The sequence below is a fragment of the Pseudomonas sp. RV120224-01b genome, assembly GCF_003208145.1.
GTDB classification, from domain to species: Bacteria; Pseudomonadota; Gammaproteobacteria; order Pseudomonadales; family Pseudomonadaceae; genus Aquipseudomonas; species Aquipseudomonas monteilii.
In genome coordinates this window covers 132,164-147,984 of record NZ_QKMQ01000013.1, presented here as the reverse complement: position 1 = coordinate 147,984, position 15,821 = coordinate 132,164, and the positions used below count along the sequence as shown (strand labels likewise).

General features: G+C 56.7%; 12 protein-coding genes. 11 read left to right on the top strand and 1 reads right to left on the bottom strand.

The genetic code is table 11. The features are described from left to right. The first annotated feature begins 17 nt into the window (after positions 1–17). The 4 genes from rpoA to bfr all read left to right on the top strand — a co-directional run bounded on the left by rpoA (position 18) and on the right by bfr (position 3,688). A complete protein-coding gene (gene rpoA, locus N436_RS19775; RefSeq protein ID WP_003255452.1) occupies positions 18–1,019 on the top strand; it encodes a DNA-directed RNA polymerase subunit alpha in 1,002 nt (333 codons plus the stop codon). 42 nt (positions 1,020–1,061) lie between these two features. Further along, positions 1,062–1,448 carry a 50S ribosomal protein L17 gene (rplQ, locus tag N436_RS19770; protein WP_003255451.1) on the top strand — a complete coding sequence of 129 codons (387 nt, stop codon included), beginning with the start codon at positions 1,062–1,064 and terminating at the stop codon, positions 1,446–1,448. Positions 1,449–1,620: 172 nt separating this feature from the next. Then, positions 1,621–3,060, top strand: a complete 1,440-nt coding sequence (locus N436_RS19765) for a catalase (RefSeq protein ID WP_110741792.1) — start codon at positions 1,621–1,623, stop codon at positions 3,058–3,060. Positions 3,061–3,223: 163 nt separating this feature from the next. Further along, on the top strand, positions 3,224–3,688 hold the full coding sequence (gene bfr, locus N436_RS19760; RefSeq protein WP_110741791.1) for a bacterioferritin: 465 nt from the start codon (positions 3,224–3,226) through the stop codon (positions 3,686–3,688). 69 nt (positions 3,689–3,757) lie between these two features. Here the strand turns inward: bfr and uvrA are convergent, their stop codons facing one another. Next, positions 3,758–6,592, bottom strand: a complete 2,835-nt coding sequence (uvrA, locus tag N436_RS19755; RefSeq protein WP_177410305.1) for an excinuclease ABC subunit UvrA — start codon at positions 6,590–6,592, stop codon at positions 3,758–3,760. 129 nt (positions 6,593–6,721) lie between these two features. Between uvrA and N436_RS19750 the strand changes: the two genes are divergently transcribed. The 7 genes from N436_RS19750 to N436_RS19720 all read left to right on the top strand — a co-directional run bounded on the left by N436_RS19750 (position 6,722) and on the right by N436_RS19720 (position 15,811). Further along, positions 6,722–8,116 (top strand): MFS transporter, encoded by a 1,395-nt coding sequence (locus N436_RS19750; RefSeq protein WP_110741790.1) that lies wholly within the window; start codon positions 6,722–6,724, stop codon positions 8,114–8,116. A 9-nt stretch (positions 8,117–8,125) separates the two neighbouring features. Next, on the top strand, positions 8,126–8,671 hold the full coding sequence (locus N436_RS19745; RefSeq protein WP_105948219.1) for a single-stranded DNA-binding protein: 546 nt from the start codon (positions 8,126–8,128) through the stop codon (positions 8,669–8,671). Between the two features lie 143 nt (positions 8,672–8,814). Continuing rightward, positions 8,815–9,207: a hypothetical protein gene (locus N436_RS19740; RefSeq protein ID WP_105948220.1), complete on the top strand. Its 393-nt coding sequence runs from the start codon at positions 8,815–8,817 to the stop codon at positions 9,205–9,207. Between the two features lie 524 nt (positions 9,208–9,731). Further along, positions 9,732–9,911 (top strand): CopG family transcriptional regulator, encoded by a 180-nt coding sequence (locus N436_RS19735; RefSeq protein WP_105948221.1) that lies wholly within the window; start codon positions 9,732–9,734, stop codon positions 9,909–9,911. Beyond that, on the top strand, positions 9,911–12,733 hold the full coding sequence (locus tag N436_RS19730; protein WP_105948222.1) for an SNF2-related protein: 2,823 nt from the start codon (positions 9,911–9,913) through the stop codon (positions 12,731–12,733). Before N436_RS19735 ends, N436_RS19730 begins: the two co-directional genes overlap by 1 nt. Next, positions 12,730–14,022 (top strand): ATP-binding protein, encoded by a 1,293-nt coding sequence (locus N436_RS19725; RefSeq protein ID WP_105948223.1) that lies wholly within the window; start codon positions 12,730–12,732, stop codon positions 14,020–14,022. Before N436_RS19730 ends, N436_RS19725 begins: the two co-directional genes overlap by 4 nt. Further along, positions 14,015–15,811 (top strand): site-specific DNA-methyltransferase, encoded by a 1,797-nt coding sequence (locus N436_RS19720; protein ID WP_158286274.1) that lies wholly within the window; start codon positions 14,015–14,017, stop codon positions 15,809–15,811. The genes N436_RS19725 and N436_RS19720 overlap by 8 nt, the downstream gene beginning before the upstream one ends. The last annotated feature ends 10 nt before the right edge of the window (positions 15,812–15,821 follow it).

The window sequence follows — 15,821 nt, the reverse complement described above, 5'->3', positions numbered from 1 at the left end:
AGAAAATAGGTGCATCCATGCAGATTTCGGTAAATGAGTTCCTGACTCCCCGCCACATTGATGTGCAGGTAGTCAGTCCGACCCGCGCCAAGATCACGCTCGAGCCTCTCGAGCGTGGTTTCGGCCATACCCTGGGCAACGCGCTGCGCCGCATCCTGTTGTCCTCCATGCCTGGCTGTGCAGTAGTCGAGGCCGAGATCGATGGCGTACTCCACGAGTACTCCGCGATCGAAGGTGTTCAGGAAGACGTCATTGAAATCCTGTTGAACCTGAAAGGCCTGGCTATCAAACTGCACGGTCGTGACGAAGTTACGCTGACCTTGTCGAAAAAGGGTTCGGGGGTGGTTACCGCTGCCGATATTCAGCTGGATCACGATGTCGAGATCGTCAACCCCGATCACGTAATCGCGAACCTGGCGTCGAACGGCGCCCTGAACATGAAGCTCACTGTAGCTCGTGGTCGTGGTTACGAGCCGGCCGACTCCCGTCAAACCGACGAAGACGAAAGCCGTAGCATTGGCCGTCTGCAGTTGGACGCTTCGTTCAGCCCGGTGCGTCGTATCGCCTATGTGGTCGAGAACGCCCGTGTTGAGCAGCGTACCAACCTGGACAAACTGGTCATTGATCTGGAAACCAACGGCACCCTGGACCCTGAAGAGGCAATCCGCCGCGCTGCGACCATCCTGCAACAGCAGCTGGCCGCGTTCGTCGACCTCAAAGGTGACAGCGAGCCTGTCGTAGTCGAGCAGGAAGACGAGATCGATCCGATCCTGCTGCGTCCGGTTGACGACCTGGAACTGACTGTACGTTCGGCCAACTGCCTCAAGGCGGAGAACATCTACTACATCGGCGACCTGATTCAGCGTACCGAAGTAGAGCTGTTGAAGACTCCTAACCTGGGCAAGAAGTCCCTGACTGAAATCAAGGACGTCCTGGCCTCTCGTGGTCTGTCTCTCGGCATGCGCCTCGACAACTGGCCGCCTGCAAGTCTTAAGAAAGACGACAAGGCGACCGCCTGATCGTCGTAATCACCGAACGTAGTGTTTGGTAAGGAATGAATCATGCGTCATCGTAAAAGTGGACGTCACCTGAGCCGTACCAGCTCTCACCGCAAGGCTATGTTCCAGAACATGGCAGTGTCGCTGATCGAGCACGAGCTGATCAAAACCACCCTGCCGAAAGCCAAGGAACTGCGCCGCGTTGCCGAGCCGCTGATCACCCTGGCCAAGGAAGACAGCGTTGCTAACCGTCGTCTGGCCTTCGACCGTACCCGTTCGAAGTCCGCTGTTGGCAAACTGTTCAACGACCTGGGCAAGCGTTACGCCACCCGTCAGGGCGGCTACCTGCGCATCCTGAAGTGCGGTTTCCGCGCTGGCGACAACGCGCCTATGGCGTACGTCGAGCTGGTTGATCGTCCGGTCGGCGGTGCTGTAGAAGCTGCTGAGTAAGACGTTCTGTCTGCTACAAAGAACCGGGCCTAGTGCCCGGTTTTTTGTTTCTGTTGGTATTGTTAATTTCTATTGATATAAGTCATTTAATGAATTTGTCCCTGTAACCTCGCTCGTCAATACTCTCTCCATAGCCGATTAGCCGGCGCTTCAAGACCGATAAGGAGAGCCCATGAGCAAGATTCTCACCACCGCCAGCGGTGCACCTGTAGCCGACAACCAGAACTCTCGCTCCGCCGGCCCACGCGGCCCGCTGCTGCTCGACGACTTCCACTTGATCGAGAAGCTCGCCCATTTCAACCGTGAGAACATCCCCGAGCGCCGGGTGCACGCCAAGGGTTCGGGCGCCTATGGCACCTTTACCGTAACCCGCGACATCACCGGTTACACCAGCGCCAAACTGTTTGAGCAGATTGGCAAGCAGACGGAGACATTCCTGCGCTTCTCTACCGTAGGTGGCGAACGTGGTTCTGCGGACACAGAGCGCGATCCGCGCGGATTTGCCGTCAAGTTCTACACCGAAGAAGGTAACTGGGACATCGTGGGTAACAACACGCCAGTATTCTTCATTCGTGATCCGCTCAAGTTTCCGGACTTTATCCACACCCAGAAACGTCACCCGCAGTCCAACCTGAAGAACGCCCAGATGATGTGGGATTTCTGGTCGCACTCGCCCGAGGCGCTGCACCAGGTCACCATCCTGTTCTCCGACCGGGGCATTCCGGATGGCTACCGCCACATGCACGGTTTTGGCAGCCACACCTACAGCCTGATCAATGCTCAGGGTGAGCGCACTTGGGTCAAATGGCACTTCAAGACCCAGCAAGGCATCAAGAACCTCGCCCCGGCAGATGCCGCACGCTTGGCAGGTACTGACCCGGACTACGCCCAGCGCGACCTGTTCGAAGCCATTGAGCGTGGCGATTACCCTCGCTGGACTGTCTGCATCCAGGTGATGAGCGAAGCCGAGGCGGCGAGCCGCGACGAGAACCCGTTCGACGTGACCAAAACCTGGTCGCAAAAGGACTACCCATTGATCGAAGTGGGCGTGCTTGAGCTTAACCGCAACCCGCTCAACTACTTCGCCGAGGTCGAGCAGGCTGCTTTCGGGCCAAGCAACATGGTGCCAGGGGTTGGCCTGTCGCCGGACCGCATGCTGCAGGGCCGCGTGTTCGCCTATGCAGACGCACACCGCTACCGTGTGGGGACTAACCACCAACAGTTGCCGGTGAATGCGCCGCGCTGCTCGGTCAACAGCTACCAGCGCGACGGCTCCATGGCCACTGGCAGCTATGGCAGTGCACCGAACTACGAACCCAACAGCTACGCCGCGGCACCGAAACAGTCGCCACGTCACGCCGAGCCCGCATTGGCCCTGAATGGTTCGGCCGACCGTTACGATCACCGCGAGGACACTGACTACTACAGCCACGCCGGCGCGCTGTTCCGCCTGATGAGTGACGAGCAGAAGGCCCTGCTGATCAGCAACATCGCTGGAACCATGGCGGGTGTCAGCGAAGACGTCATCCAACGCCAGTTGCAGTACTTCTTCAAGGCCGACCCGGCCTACGGAGAAGGGATTGCCAAGGCCCTGGGCATCAATCTCGCCTAAGTCGAAGTGATAAGAAGAACCGCCCTCATTTGGGCGGTTTTTCAATGAATATCACTACTGTTTAACCGTTTTTTTGCTTCTAATTGCGCGTTTTTCAGTGACCGCAGGCAAAAGCTGGTTCACACTATGTGGCATAGACGTTTTCATATGGAGAAGCAGGGCGATGCAAGGCCACCCGGACGTAATCAACTACCTCGTCACGTTGCTGAAGGGCGAACTGGCAGCACGCGACCAGTACTTCATTCATTCGCGCATGTACGAAGACTGGGGCCTGACCAAGCTCTACGCGCGTATCAACCACGAGATGGAAGAAGAGACGCAGCACGCTGATGCCCTGATGCGTCGCATCCTGATGCTCGAAGGCACACCTGACATGCGTGCAGACGACCTGGAAGTCGGCAGCACCGTGCCGGAAATGATCGAGGCCGACCTCAAGCTTGAGTACAAGGTGCGCGGTGCGCTTTGTAAAGGCATCGAGCTGTGTGAGCTGCACGAGGACTACATCAGCCGTGACATCCTGCGTGCGCAGCTGGCGGATACCGAAGAAGATCACACCTACTGGCTGGAGAAGCAGCAAGGTCTGATCAAGGCCATCGGCCTGGAGAACTACCTGCAGTCGCAGATGTAAGTTATCCACACACTCAAGAAAAAGCCCCTGGCACCAACGGCACCAGGGGCTTTTTCATTGCAGCGGTACTCAGGCCCGGTCCCGCTCCAGCAGCGGTTTCAGGTAATGCCCGGTATACGACTGCTTCATCTCGCTCAGCTCTTCCGGCGTACCGCAGGCAATGATCTGCCCCCCTTTGGAACCACCCTCCGGGCCGAGGTCCACCAGCCAGTCAGCAGTCTTGATCACATCCAGGTTGTGCTCGATCACCACCACGGTATTGCCGTGGTCGCGAAGGCGATGCAGCACGTCCAGCAACTGCTGGATATCGGCAAAGTGCAGGCCTGTGGTTGGCTCATCCAGGATATACAGGGTTTTGCCGGTATCGCGCTTGGACAGCTCGCGGGACAGCTTCACCCGCTGCGCCTCACCACCAGACAAGGTGGTCGCCGACTGGCCCAGCTTGATGTACGACAGGCCTACATCCATCAATGTTTGCAGCTTGCGCGCCAGCGCTGGCACCGCGTCGAAGAATTCGCGGGCATCCTCGATGGTCATTTCCAGCACCTCGTGGATGTTCTTGCCCTTGTACTTGATCTCCAGCGTTTCGCGGTTGTAGCGCTTGCTCTTGCACACGTCGCACGGCACGTAGATGTCTGGCAGGAAGTGCATTTCGACCTTGATCAGGCCATCGCCTTGGCAGGCCTCGCAACGGCCACCCTTGACGTTGAACGAGAAACGTCCCGGGCCATAGCCCCGTGAGCGCGACTCCGGCACCCCGGAGAACAGCTCGCGGATAGGGGTGAAAATACCGGTGTACGTTGCCGGGTTCGAGCGCGGAGTGCGGCCGATCGGGCTCTGGTCGATATCCACCACTTTGTCCAGGTGCTGCAGGCCATCCATGCTGCTGTGCGGTGCGGCTTCCAGGCTGCTTGCGCCATTGAGGGCCGTAGCGGCCAAGGGGAACAGGGTGTTGTTGATCAGCGTCGATTTGCCCGAGCCGGATACCCCGGTCACGCAGGTCAGCAGGCCGATGGGGACTTCGAGGTCGACGTTCTGCAGGTTGTTGCCACGCGCACCTTTGAGCTTGAGTTGCAGCTTCTTGTTGCGCGGGGTGCGCTTGGCTGGCACGACGATCTTCTTGCGCCCGGACAAGTACTTGCCGGTTAACGAGTCAGGGTGGTCCATGACCTCCTGTGGCGAGCCCTCGGCGACGATCTGGCCACCATGCACACCGGCTCCTGGGCCGATATCGACCACGTAGTCGGCCAAGCGAATGGCGTCCTCGTCGTGTTCCACCACAATGACCGTATTGCCCAAATCGCGCAGGTGGTTGAGGGTGGCCAGCAGGCGGTCGTTGTCGCGTTGATGAAGGCCGATGGACGGTTCATCGAGGATGTACATCACCCCGACCAGGCCGGCGCCAATCTGGCTGGCCAGGCGGATACGCTGCGCCTCACCACCGGACAGGGTGTCGGCGCTACGGTCGAGGGTGAGGTAGTCGAGGCCGACGTTGACCAGGAACTGCAAGCGCTCGCAGATTTCCTTGAGGATCTTGGCGGCAATCTCGCCACGGCGGCCAGTCAGGGTTAGCTCGCCGAAGTAGTTGCTGGCTTCACCGATCGGCAGGTTGGTGACCGCCGGCAGCGTTTTTTCGCCCACCCACACATGGCGTGCTTCACGGCGCAGGCGAGTGCCACGGCAATCCGGGCAGGGCTGGGTGCCAAGGAACTTGGCCAGCTCTTCGCGCACGGTGGCCGACTCGGTCTCGCGGTAGCGGCGTTCCAGGTTCGGCACGATGCCTTCGAACGGGTGCGAGCGCTTGACGATATCGCCACGGTCGTTCAAGTACTTGAAGTCGATACTTTGCTTGCCACTGCCCTGCAGGATTACCTTCTGATGCTCTGCCGAGAGCTCGCCGAAGGGTTCTTCCAGGCTGAAGCCATAATGCGCGGCCAACGAACCGAGCATCTGGAAGTAGTACACGTTGCGTCGGTCCCAGCCGCGGATCGCTCCTTCGGCCAGGGTGAGCTCGGTATTGACCAGGCGTTTGGTGTCGAAGAACTGCTTCACTCCCAGGCCATCGCAGGTCGGGCAGGCGCCGGCCGGGTTGTTGAAGGAAAACAGCTTGGGTTCGAGCTCGCTGATGGCATGGCCGCACACCGGGCAGGCGAATCGGGCGGAGAAGATCATCTCTTCGCCTGGCTCGTCGTCCATCGGTGCTACCAAAGCGATCCCGTCGGCCAGCTTCAGTGCGGTCTCGAACGATTCAGCGAGGCGTTGCTGCAGGTCGGCGCGCACCTTGAAGCGGTCTACCACCACATCGATGCTGTGCTTTTTCTGTTTGTCCAGTTTGGGCAGTTCGTCCAGCTCGTAGAGCTTGCCGTTGACCCGGGCGCGTACGAACCCCTGGGCGCGCAGCTCGTCAAATACGGCCAGGTGCTCACCCTTGCGCTCGCGCACCACCGGCGCCAGCAGCATCAGCTTGCTGCCTTCCGGGCGCTCCAGCACCAGGTCGACCATCTGGCTGATCGTTTGCGCCTCCAGCGGGATATCGTGGTCCGGGCAGCGTGGCGTACCCACGCGGGCATAAAGCAGGCGCAGGTAGTCGTAGATTTCAGTGATGGTGCCGACCGTGGAGCGTGGGTTGTGCGAGGTCGACTTCTGCTCGATGGAAATGGCCGGTGAGAGGCCTTCGATGGTATCGACGTCGGGCTTTTCCATCATCGACAGGAACTGCCGGGCGTAGGCCGACAGCGATTCCACGTAGCGGCGCTGGCCTTCGGCGTAGAGGGTGTCGAACGCCAGGGACGACTTGCCGGAACCGGACAGGCCGGTGATCACGATCAGCTTGTCCCGGGGCAGGGTCAGGTCGATGTTCTTCAGGTTGTGGGTACGTGCCCCACGAATCAGGATCTTGTCCACTGCGGCCTCGCTTGGCGGGCATAAACAAGGAAGTATACGGCGCGCCAGTATGACGCGGCAAAGCGTCGCGTAGATGCCGTCACGCTGTCGGACTGGTAGAATCGCCGCCGGTTCACACGAGGTTAATCCATGCACGACACCCACAACGAGCGCATGAGTGGCGGCGAAACCCGCGCCGCTGGCGGCCTTGCCCTGGTCTTTGCCTTTCGTATGCTGGGCATGTTCATGGTCTTGCCGGTACTGGCTACCTACGGCATGGACCTGGCCGGTGCCACCCCTGCGCTGATCGGCCTGGCCATCGGAGCCTATGGCCTGACCCAGGCGGTATTGCAGATCCCGTTCGGGATGATTTCCGACCGCATCGGCCGCCGGCCGGTGATTTACCTGGGGCTGGTGATCTTCGCCCTGGGCAGTTTACTGGCGGCCCAGGCCGACTCCATCTGGGGCGTGATCGCCGGGCGTGTTTTGCAGGGTGCCGGTGCGATTTCTGCTGCAGTCATGGCGCTGCTGTCCGACCTTACCCGCGAGCAACACCGGACCAAGGCCATGGCCATGATCGGCATGAGTATCGGCCTGTCGTTTGCCGTCGCCATGGTCGTCGGCCCCTTGCTGACAAGTGCCTTTGGCTTGTCAGGATTGTTCCTGACCACGGCAGGGCTCGCCTTGGTAGGCATCCTGCTGATTGCCTTTGTCGTGCCCAACACGCATAGCATCCTGCAGCACCGCGAATCGGGCGTGGCGCGCCAGGCACTCGGCCCAACCCTGCGTCATCCGGACCTTCTGCGCCTGGACATAAGCATCTTCGTCCTCCATGCCATTCTCATGGCCAGCTTCGTCGCGCTGCCGCTGGCCTTCGTCGAGCGCGGTGGGCTGCCCAAGGAGCAGCACTGGTGGGTGTACCTGACCGCGCTGTTCATCTCATTTTTTGCAATGGTCCCGTTCATCATCTACGGCGAAAAAAAGCGCAAGATGAAACGCGTGTTGGCCGGCGCTGTCAGTGTCCTGCTGCTGACAGAGATATACTTCTGGGAGTGGGCTGACGGTTTGCGCGGACTGGTGATTGGCACCGTGGTATTCTTTACCGCATTCAACCTGCTGGAGGCATCGCTGCCTTCGCTGGTGAGCAAGGTGTCGCCTGCCGGTGGCAAGGGGACGGCGATGGGGGTCTACTCCACCAGCCAGTTCCTTGGTGCGGCGCTGGGCGGCATCCTCGGTGGCTGGTTGTTCCAGCACGGTGGGCTGGACACGGTGTTCCTCGGTTGCGCGGTGCTGTGTGCCATCTGGCTGGTCGTCGCCCTGCGCATGAACGAGCCGCCTTATGTGACCAGTCTGCGCATGCCGCTGACGCCTGAGGCAGTCCGGGAAGCCGGCCTGACCGAGCGCCTGATGGCCGTGCCGGGTGTGACCGACGCTGTGGTGGTGGCTGAAGAAGCCGCTATCTATATCAAACTGGATACGAAAATTTTGGACCGTGCGACCCTCGAGCGACTGGTGAACCCAGCCTCTTCGGCGTGCGAAGCCTAGGAGAACGTTATGGCCCGTGGGGTTAACAAAGTCATTCTGGTCGGCACCTGTGGCCAGGATCCCGAAGTCCGCTACCTGCCCAACGGTAACGCCGTGACCAACCTGAGCCTGGCTACCAGCGAGCAGTGGACCGACAAGCAGTCGGGTCAGAAGGTAGAGCGTACCGAGTGGCACCGTGTGTCGCTGTTCGGCAAGGTTGCCGAGATCGCCGGCGAGTACCTGCGCAAAGGTTCGCAGTGCTACATCGAAGGCAAGCTGCAGACCCGTGAGTGGGAAAAAGACGGTATCAAGCGCTACACCACCGAGATCATCGTCGACATCAACGGCACCATGCAGCTGCTGGGTGGCCGTCCGCAGGGCCAGCAGCAGGGCGGCGACCCGTACAACCAGGGTGGCGGCAACTACAACCAAGGCGGCCAGCCGCAACAGTACAACCAGGCTCCGCGTCAACAGGCCCAACGTCCGCAACAGGCCCCTCAGCGCCCGGCGCCGCAGCAGCCAGCGCCACAGCCAGCGGCTGACTTTGACAGCTTTGATGACGATATTCCGTTCTAGGAGTTACCTTAGACTTTCTTGTAAAGTTTAGGCTTAGAACCCCCGCACTGCGGGGGTTTTGTCGTTTTAGGGTCGTTAAAAAATTCTTGACCTCATTTTGTTAGTCTCCTACCTAGAATTTACGTAATGAATTCGAGGTGGGTATGCAGCTTTCAATTCGACGGTTCACGAGCAGCACAGGAGAGCGTTTCGCCGTTCTGGTCGATGACCTGGGGATGCCGCTGTACTACCCAACGTTGTACGTTACCTGTGTTCTGCGGGGCGGTGGCCTGGCGGTCAATACAATCATCAACTCCCTCACCGCAATCAAAGCCCTCTACGCATGGCAGGCTTATCAAGGCTTCGAGGTGGAGTCGCGCTTCGAGCGAAGCGAACTGCTGTTGACGCACGAGATCCACCCCCTACGTGACTTTCTGCAAATTCCGCTGATTCCTGCACAGCAGCTCGCGACCAACGTACGCGCCCTCAAGCAGGAGGTTCGGGTCGTAGGTTCTGACAGTCAGTTTTGCGGATGTCGGTCATCGCGGACTATCTAAAGTTTCTTGCCGAAAGGCTACACCCGCGAGCTGGAACAAGCAGCGCGGCCATCGATAAGATGGTTAAAGCCATCAAAGAGAACAGGCCTAGGTGTTCAGTCCCAGCGAGTAGGGCTGGGCGAGGTCTCAAATCCTTCAGCTACCAGCTCGTGCCGATACGCAGGCGTCGATGCCCTGCGTCGTAACTGTCACACCAGGTATACCGATCATAAGGTCGTGCACTCAGTTACCTTCACAAGGCCCAAGGCGCTCAATTCAGGCGCGTGATCAACCCTGCGCCTCAACCCCGGATTCTCGACCGGACGTTCCTCTACACAACGGAATCCAGGGCCAAGCGCAGGTCATTATGGGTGGCGACACCAAGGCTGTGCGAGACGCTACTAAGCTCCCACGCATAGCATTTTCGAGAGACCTGATTCACCCAATCGGATCCTCATTGACTCCAAAAATCAGAATGTCAAACAAGAAAACTGACTCATAAGGATGTAAAGTGATGCAGTTCCCCTCGTGATGACCCAAAAACTATGAAATCTTCACGCACCACAATTTCTTTGACGCCCGAACAACTTGAGCAACTGCAAGCATTGGCTGACCAGCATGGCTTGTCGCTAGCGTGGGTAGTTCGTCAGGCCATCAGTGAGTTTCTTGCTCGCTTGGAACAGCCTGCCAATTTCAACCCGCTTGCTCCGCGCAAGGAGGGCTGATGTACACCGATCATCAGCGTGCTTATATGGCTCATTGGTTGGCGCTGTCTCGACCCGATGAGCAGGCTTTGACCAAGACTATTGCCAGCGCGAGGGTTGATATGAACCCTCATCAGGTGGACGCTGCGCTTTTCGCCCTGAAATCGCCATTGTCTAAGGGGGTGATCCTGGCGGATGAGGTTGGTCTCGGTAAGACCATTGAGGCAAGTCTTGTTCTGGCGCAGAAGTGGGCCGAACAGCGCTGTCGCTTATTGTTGATCGTGCCAGCGACACTGCGTAAGCAGTGGCAACAGGAGCTTTTCGATAAATTTGCGCTGCCGTCGAAGATTCTGGAAGCCAAAGATTTCAACGAGGCCAAAAAGGCCGGCATCAGTAACCCTTTCGACAGGGAAATAGCTGGGGAGCCGGCTATCGTCATCTGCTCGTACGAGTTCGCTGCCCGTAAGGAGCCCGAACTGGCTCGTGTACCTTGGGATTTAGTGGTGTTCGACGAAGCGCATCGCTTGCGCAACATTTACAAGAACGATGGGGCAAAGATTGCCAAGGCTTTGAATGATGCCTTGCTCGGTTGTCCAAAGGTGCTTTTGTCGGCCACCCCTCTGCAGAACAGCCTTCTGGAGCTCTATGGTTTGGTCTCGGTCGTGGATCCGCATTTCTTCGGCGACTTGCAATCCTTCAAAGCCCGGTATGGCCGGCCACGAGTAGATGATGCCGAGCTTGAGTTGTTGCGTCATCGCTTGCAGAGCATCTGCAAACGTACGCTGCGACGCCAGGTGCAGGAGGAAGGCGGTATCAACTTTACCCGCCGCTATTCGATGACCTCGACCTACGAGCCCAAGCCCAGTGAGACTAAGCTGTATGAGCTTGTATCTGAATACCTGCAGGACGAGCAGACCCTAGCCATCAAGCCGCAGGCCCGGCATCTGGTGACACTGGTTGTCCGCAAGATTCTCGCCTCTTCGTCCCATGCACTGCGTGGCACATTGCAGCGCATGATCGAAAGGCTGGAACAGAAAGCCTCTCTGGCTGAAGCGCTTGCCGACTATGAAGAGCTTGGTGACCTTTCCGACGCCACAGGCACTGAAGACGAGGACTTCATTGACCTTGATGCACTGCAGTCTGAAGTCGACAGGCTTAAAAGCTTTCTGGCTCTAGCGGACAGCATAACCAGCAACGCGAAATGCGATGAGCTATTGACTGTATTAGAGAATGCCTTCGACTTTGCCCAACGTTTGGGGGGGCAAAGGAAAGCCGTGATTTTCACGGAGTCGGTTCGTACCCAGGCTTGGCTGCTTGAGCAGCTAACGCTTGCAGGCTATGGCGGGCGTGTCGTGCTGCTCAATGGCACCAATAACGATCAAGACTCTCTGGCGACTTTGCAGGCCTGGCAGCAGCGGCACGCTGGTTCGTCTCGCATTTCCGGTTCTCGCACTGCTGATATGAAAGCTGCGCTGGTAGAGCGTTTTCGGGATCAGGCCATGATCATGATTTGCACTGAGGCAGGGGCCGAAGGTATCAACCTGCAATTTTGCTCGTTGCTGATCAACTACGACTTACCCTGGAACCCCCAGCGCGTCGAGCAGCGCATCGGACGCGTGCACCGCTACGGGCAGAAGCATGACGTCGTGGTGGTGAACTTCATCAATGGTGCGAATAAAGCCGATGTGCGTGTCTTTGAGTTATTGAGCAAGAAATTCAATTTGTTCGAGGGCGTTTTCGGAGCGTCCGATGAGATACTTGGGGCCATTGAGTCTGGGGTGGATATCGAGCAGCGTATCCATGCTATTTACCAGGAGTGCCGTAGCGACGCTGAGATTGAACGCGAGTTTGACCAGTTACAGGAGCAATTGCAGGCGCAGATTGAGAGCCGTAACCAAGATGCGCGTCGTTCCTTGCTGGAGCACTTTGACGTTGACGTGATCAAGCGCCTGAACATGCGCCGTGAGCAGACGGAGAATGCTCTCGACCAGTACCAACAGCATCTCCTGCTGCTTGCTCGTATGAGTTTGCCAGAAGCGAACTTTCAGGGGCAAAGGTTCGAGCTGGACGGGCAATGGTACGACCCGGACTGGCAATCTGTGGAGCAGACTGACAGTCAGTTTCTGCAAGCCAACGATGGCTTGGGCAAGCAACTTATCGAACAAGCTATCTCCAGCGATACGACCAGTACTGCTGAAATCGTATTTCGTTATGCACCAGCGGACAATGGCCAGTATTCCAACCTATTGGATCTGCTGAACCAGTCAGGCGAACTGGTGGTTGAGAAACTTTTGTTCAACACGCCCAAGCAGCAATACCAACATTTGTTGCTCTGCGGTCTAACGGATAAGCAACAACCGCTGGATGAGCGTACTTGCGAGCGTCTGTTGAGGTTGTGGGGTAACAAGCAGGAGGGGGAGCCGGCTATTCATCATGCACAGGATCTAGAAGCTCACCTTGAGGTCTTGCGCGCTGGCTATTTAAGCGAAGCGGAAGCCCGTAATGAGCGTTTTTTTGAAGAGGAAACCGAAAAACTCGAACGTTGGGCAGAGGACAAGCGCATCGGTCTGGATATTCGCGGAAAACAACTCGATCAGGAAATCAAGGATGCGCGCAAAGCCGTGCGCCAGCTGGAAACCTTGCAAGAGAAAATGAGTGCCAAGAGGGCACTGAAGAAGCTTGAGCGAGAGCGTGATGACCTGATGCTTGCGTACCACGAAGAGAAGAAGAGAATCGAACAGGAAGAGGATCGTTTGCTGGAAGGTATTGAGGAAAACCTAGAGATCAGCATCAGCCATGAGCGATTATTCACTCTGCGCTGGCGCTTGGAGGCGAGCGTATGATCAACACCACGGAGCTGGTGCGCGAACTGATCTATCAGATCCGCTTGGGGGAAGATTCTGCCTACGAGTTCAAGGCGATAACCTTGCGTGGCGACAAGGTCAACGACCCTCATCGCAATAGCATGGCCGACGAGTTGGCGGCCTTCGCCAATGCCAGCGGTGGCATTTTGGTACTTGGCGTAAATGACAGAACGCGAGAGGTCGAAGGCATTGCGCATAATGATCTGGATACCGTCGAGCTATGGCTGACCAATATTGTCAGTCAATTGGTCGAGCCCGCCATTGCCATCGAAACCCGACTGGTGGAGATCCCTGATAATCACGGACAGGCGAGACCACTGGTTTGGGTACGGGTGCAGAAAAGCCTGTTCGTCCACCGCAGCCCTGGTGGTTACTGTCACCGCGTGGGATCAAGTAAGCGCGACATGCCACCGGAGCTATTGGCCAGGTTGTTCCAGCAGCGCAGTATGGCTCGGCTGATTCGCTTCGATGAGCAGCTGGTGCCGGGCACTAGTCGTGAAAATATTGCAGCAGAGCTCAAGGCGCGTTTCGTGCGTGGCGACCTTCCCGAAACCATGCAGCTCAAAAAACTTAACCTAATGCGTGAAGATGAAAGCCAGAACTTGCACCTTACGGTGACAGGGGTGCTTCTGTTGACTCGCCGACCTAGCGACATTCTCTCTTCGGCCTATGTGCAATGCGTCGCTTATTCCAGTAGTGAGCGCAATGCTGAATACCAAATCGACGCTCAAGATTGCGACGGTCCTGTGGATGAGCAGATTCAGCAGGCATTCAACTTCGTCCGCCGTAGCATGCGCGTCGAAGCGGTTAAGCGTCCGGGCCGTATCGATATTCCGCAGTATGACCTAGGCGCCGTCTACGAAGCCTTGGTTAACGCTGTGGCTCATCGTGATTACTCGATTTATGGCGCGCGTATCCGCGTTCATCTGTTCTCTGATCGCCTGGAAATCAGCACGCCCGGCGGACTGCCCGACAGTCTGACCGTGGACAGCATGGATGCCAACAGTATTAGCCGTAACGAGACTCTAGTGAACTTGCTGAGCCGCTACTACCCGGCAGATCCAAGCACGCGCCGACAGAACATGATCGAGCGGCGTGGTGAGGGTGTACCCACCATTATCTCTGCCAGTGAGCGCCTGTCGTTGCGCCGCCCTAATTATGAACAGACCGACCACACTGAGCTGAAACTGACTATTTTTGCTGCCAGCCGTGAACGTAATGGCCTGCTGGCGCACTTTGCTGAAGACGAAGAAAGCACTGATGACTGACAAACCCAAACTTGAACTGAACTGGATCGGCAAAGAAAACCGCCCGCGTCTCGAACCGCGCATCTTGATTGAGGACACGACCCTATCGTACCAGGCTCATGCTCCGATACCCGCCCAAGGCGACCTGCTGGCGGATACGCCCAACCAGGCCTACCACGATAACCTGCTGATCCAGGGCGACAACCTGCTGGCTCTCAAGGCGCTGGAAGCAAAATATGCCGGTAAGGTTAAATGCATTTATGTAGATCCACCCTATAACACTGGCCAGATGTTCATAAATTACGATGATGGTATCGAGCACTCTGAGTGGTTGACCCGTTTTAGAGATAGGGTCGCGTTACTTCGCGAGCTTCTAACTGGGGATGGTGTTTTCTTCTGTCAGCTGAACGATGATGAATGTGCCTATGCAAAGGTGTTGCTAGATGAGGTTTTTGGTAGAGGTAATTTCCTTAACCAGATCAGCGCTAAAATGAAGCAAACATCGGGCGCCAGTGGAGGTGGTGAAGATAAGAGGCTGAAAAAAAATATTGAACATATTCTTGTCTATTCAAAAGACAAGAATATGTTTTCGAAGTTTAATGACGTGTATGATGAGGCCGAGCTCTTTGAAGTCATAGCGGAAATGCGTGATGAGGGTAAAAGCTGGAAATACACTCGCGCGATTACCTCATTTGGGACGCGTGTCTATCAGAAAACAATTTATGATGGCTCAGGAGAAGAAATAAAGATTTTCGCTCATGAGGATGTTGAGATTAAAACCATCAAAGAGCTTATGCAGGAGGATGGGCTTACTGAGGAGGAAGTGTATTTTAAATATTTCGACCGCATATTCCGAGATACTAACGCTCAAAGTTCTATTCGGGCTAGAGTAATGGAGGCTACGGAGGGGTTTGGTGACTTTGTAAGTATTGAGTACACTCCGAGGTCTGGGCGCTCGAAAGGTAAGGTTACAGCCTTGTACTATAAGGGGGGTAATAGGGATCTTCTGGCTTGGCTTTCCGATATTTCAGAGAAGAAAGGAAAAAAGCTTATTAAGAAGGAAAAAGCAGGCACTTTTTGGGAAGGTTTTCCATTGAATAACCTAACCAAAGAAGGCGGCGTACTATTTCCTAACGGGAAAAAGCCTGAAGCACTGATAAAGAAAATTTTAGACCTGGCGACCGCGCCCGGTGACCTCGTCCTCGACTCCTTTGGTGGTTCCGGTACCACGGGGGCTGTCGCCCACAAGATGGGGCGTCGCTGGATCATGGTTGAATTGGGCGAGCACTGCCATACCCATATCGTACCCCGCCTGAAAAAGGTGATCGACGGAACCGACCAAGGCGGGATCAGTAAGGCGGTCGATTGGCAGGGCGGCGGCGGTTTCCGCTATTTGCGCATAGCGCCTTCGCTGCTGAAGAAGGATCAGTGGGGCAACTGGGTCATCAACCCAACCTACAACGCAGAGATGCTTGCCGAGGCCATGTGCAAGCACATGGGCTTCGAGTATGCCCCGAGCCAGATTCATTTCTGGGAACACGGGCGCAGCAGCGAGAGAGATTTTATCTACGTGACTACAGGTAGTCTGAGCCATGATCAGTTGCGCCGTATTGGTGACGAGGTGGGTAGTGAACGTACCTTGCTGATCTGTTGCAAGGCGTTTATGGCAGATGTCGATGTATTCCCTAACTTAACGCTGAAAAAAATTCCACAGGCGATCTTGGGCAAGTGCGAGTGGGATCAGGACGATTATAGTTTTAGCATCAATCTAACTGCCGGGCCGGATGAGCTTGTACTCGAAGATGAATAAGGATGTTATT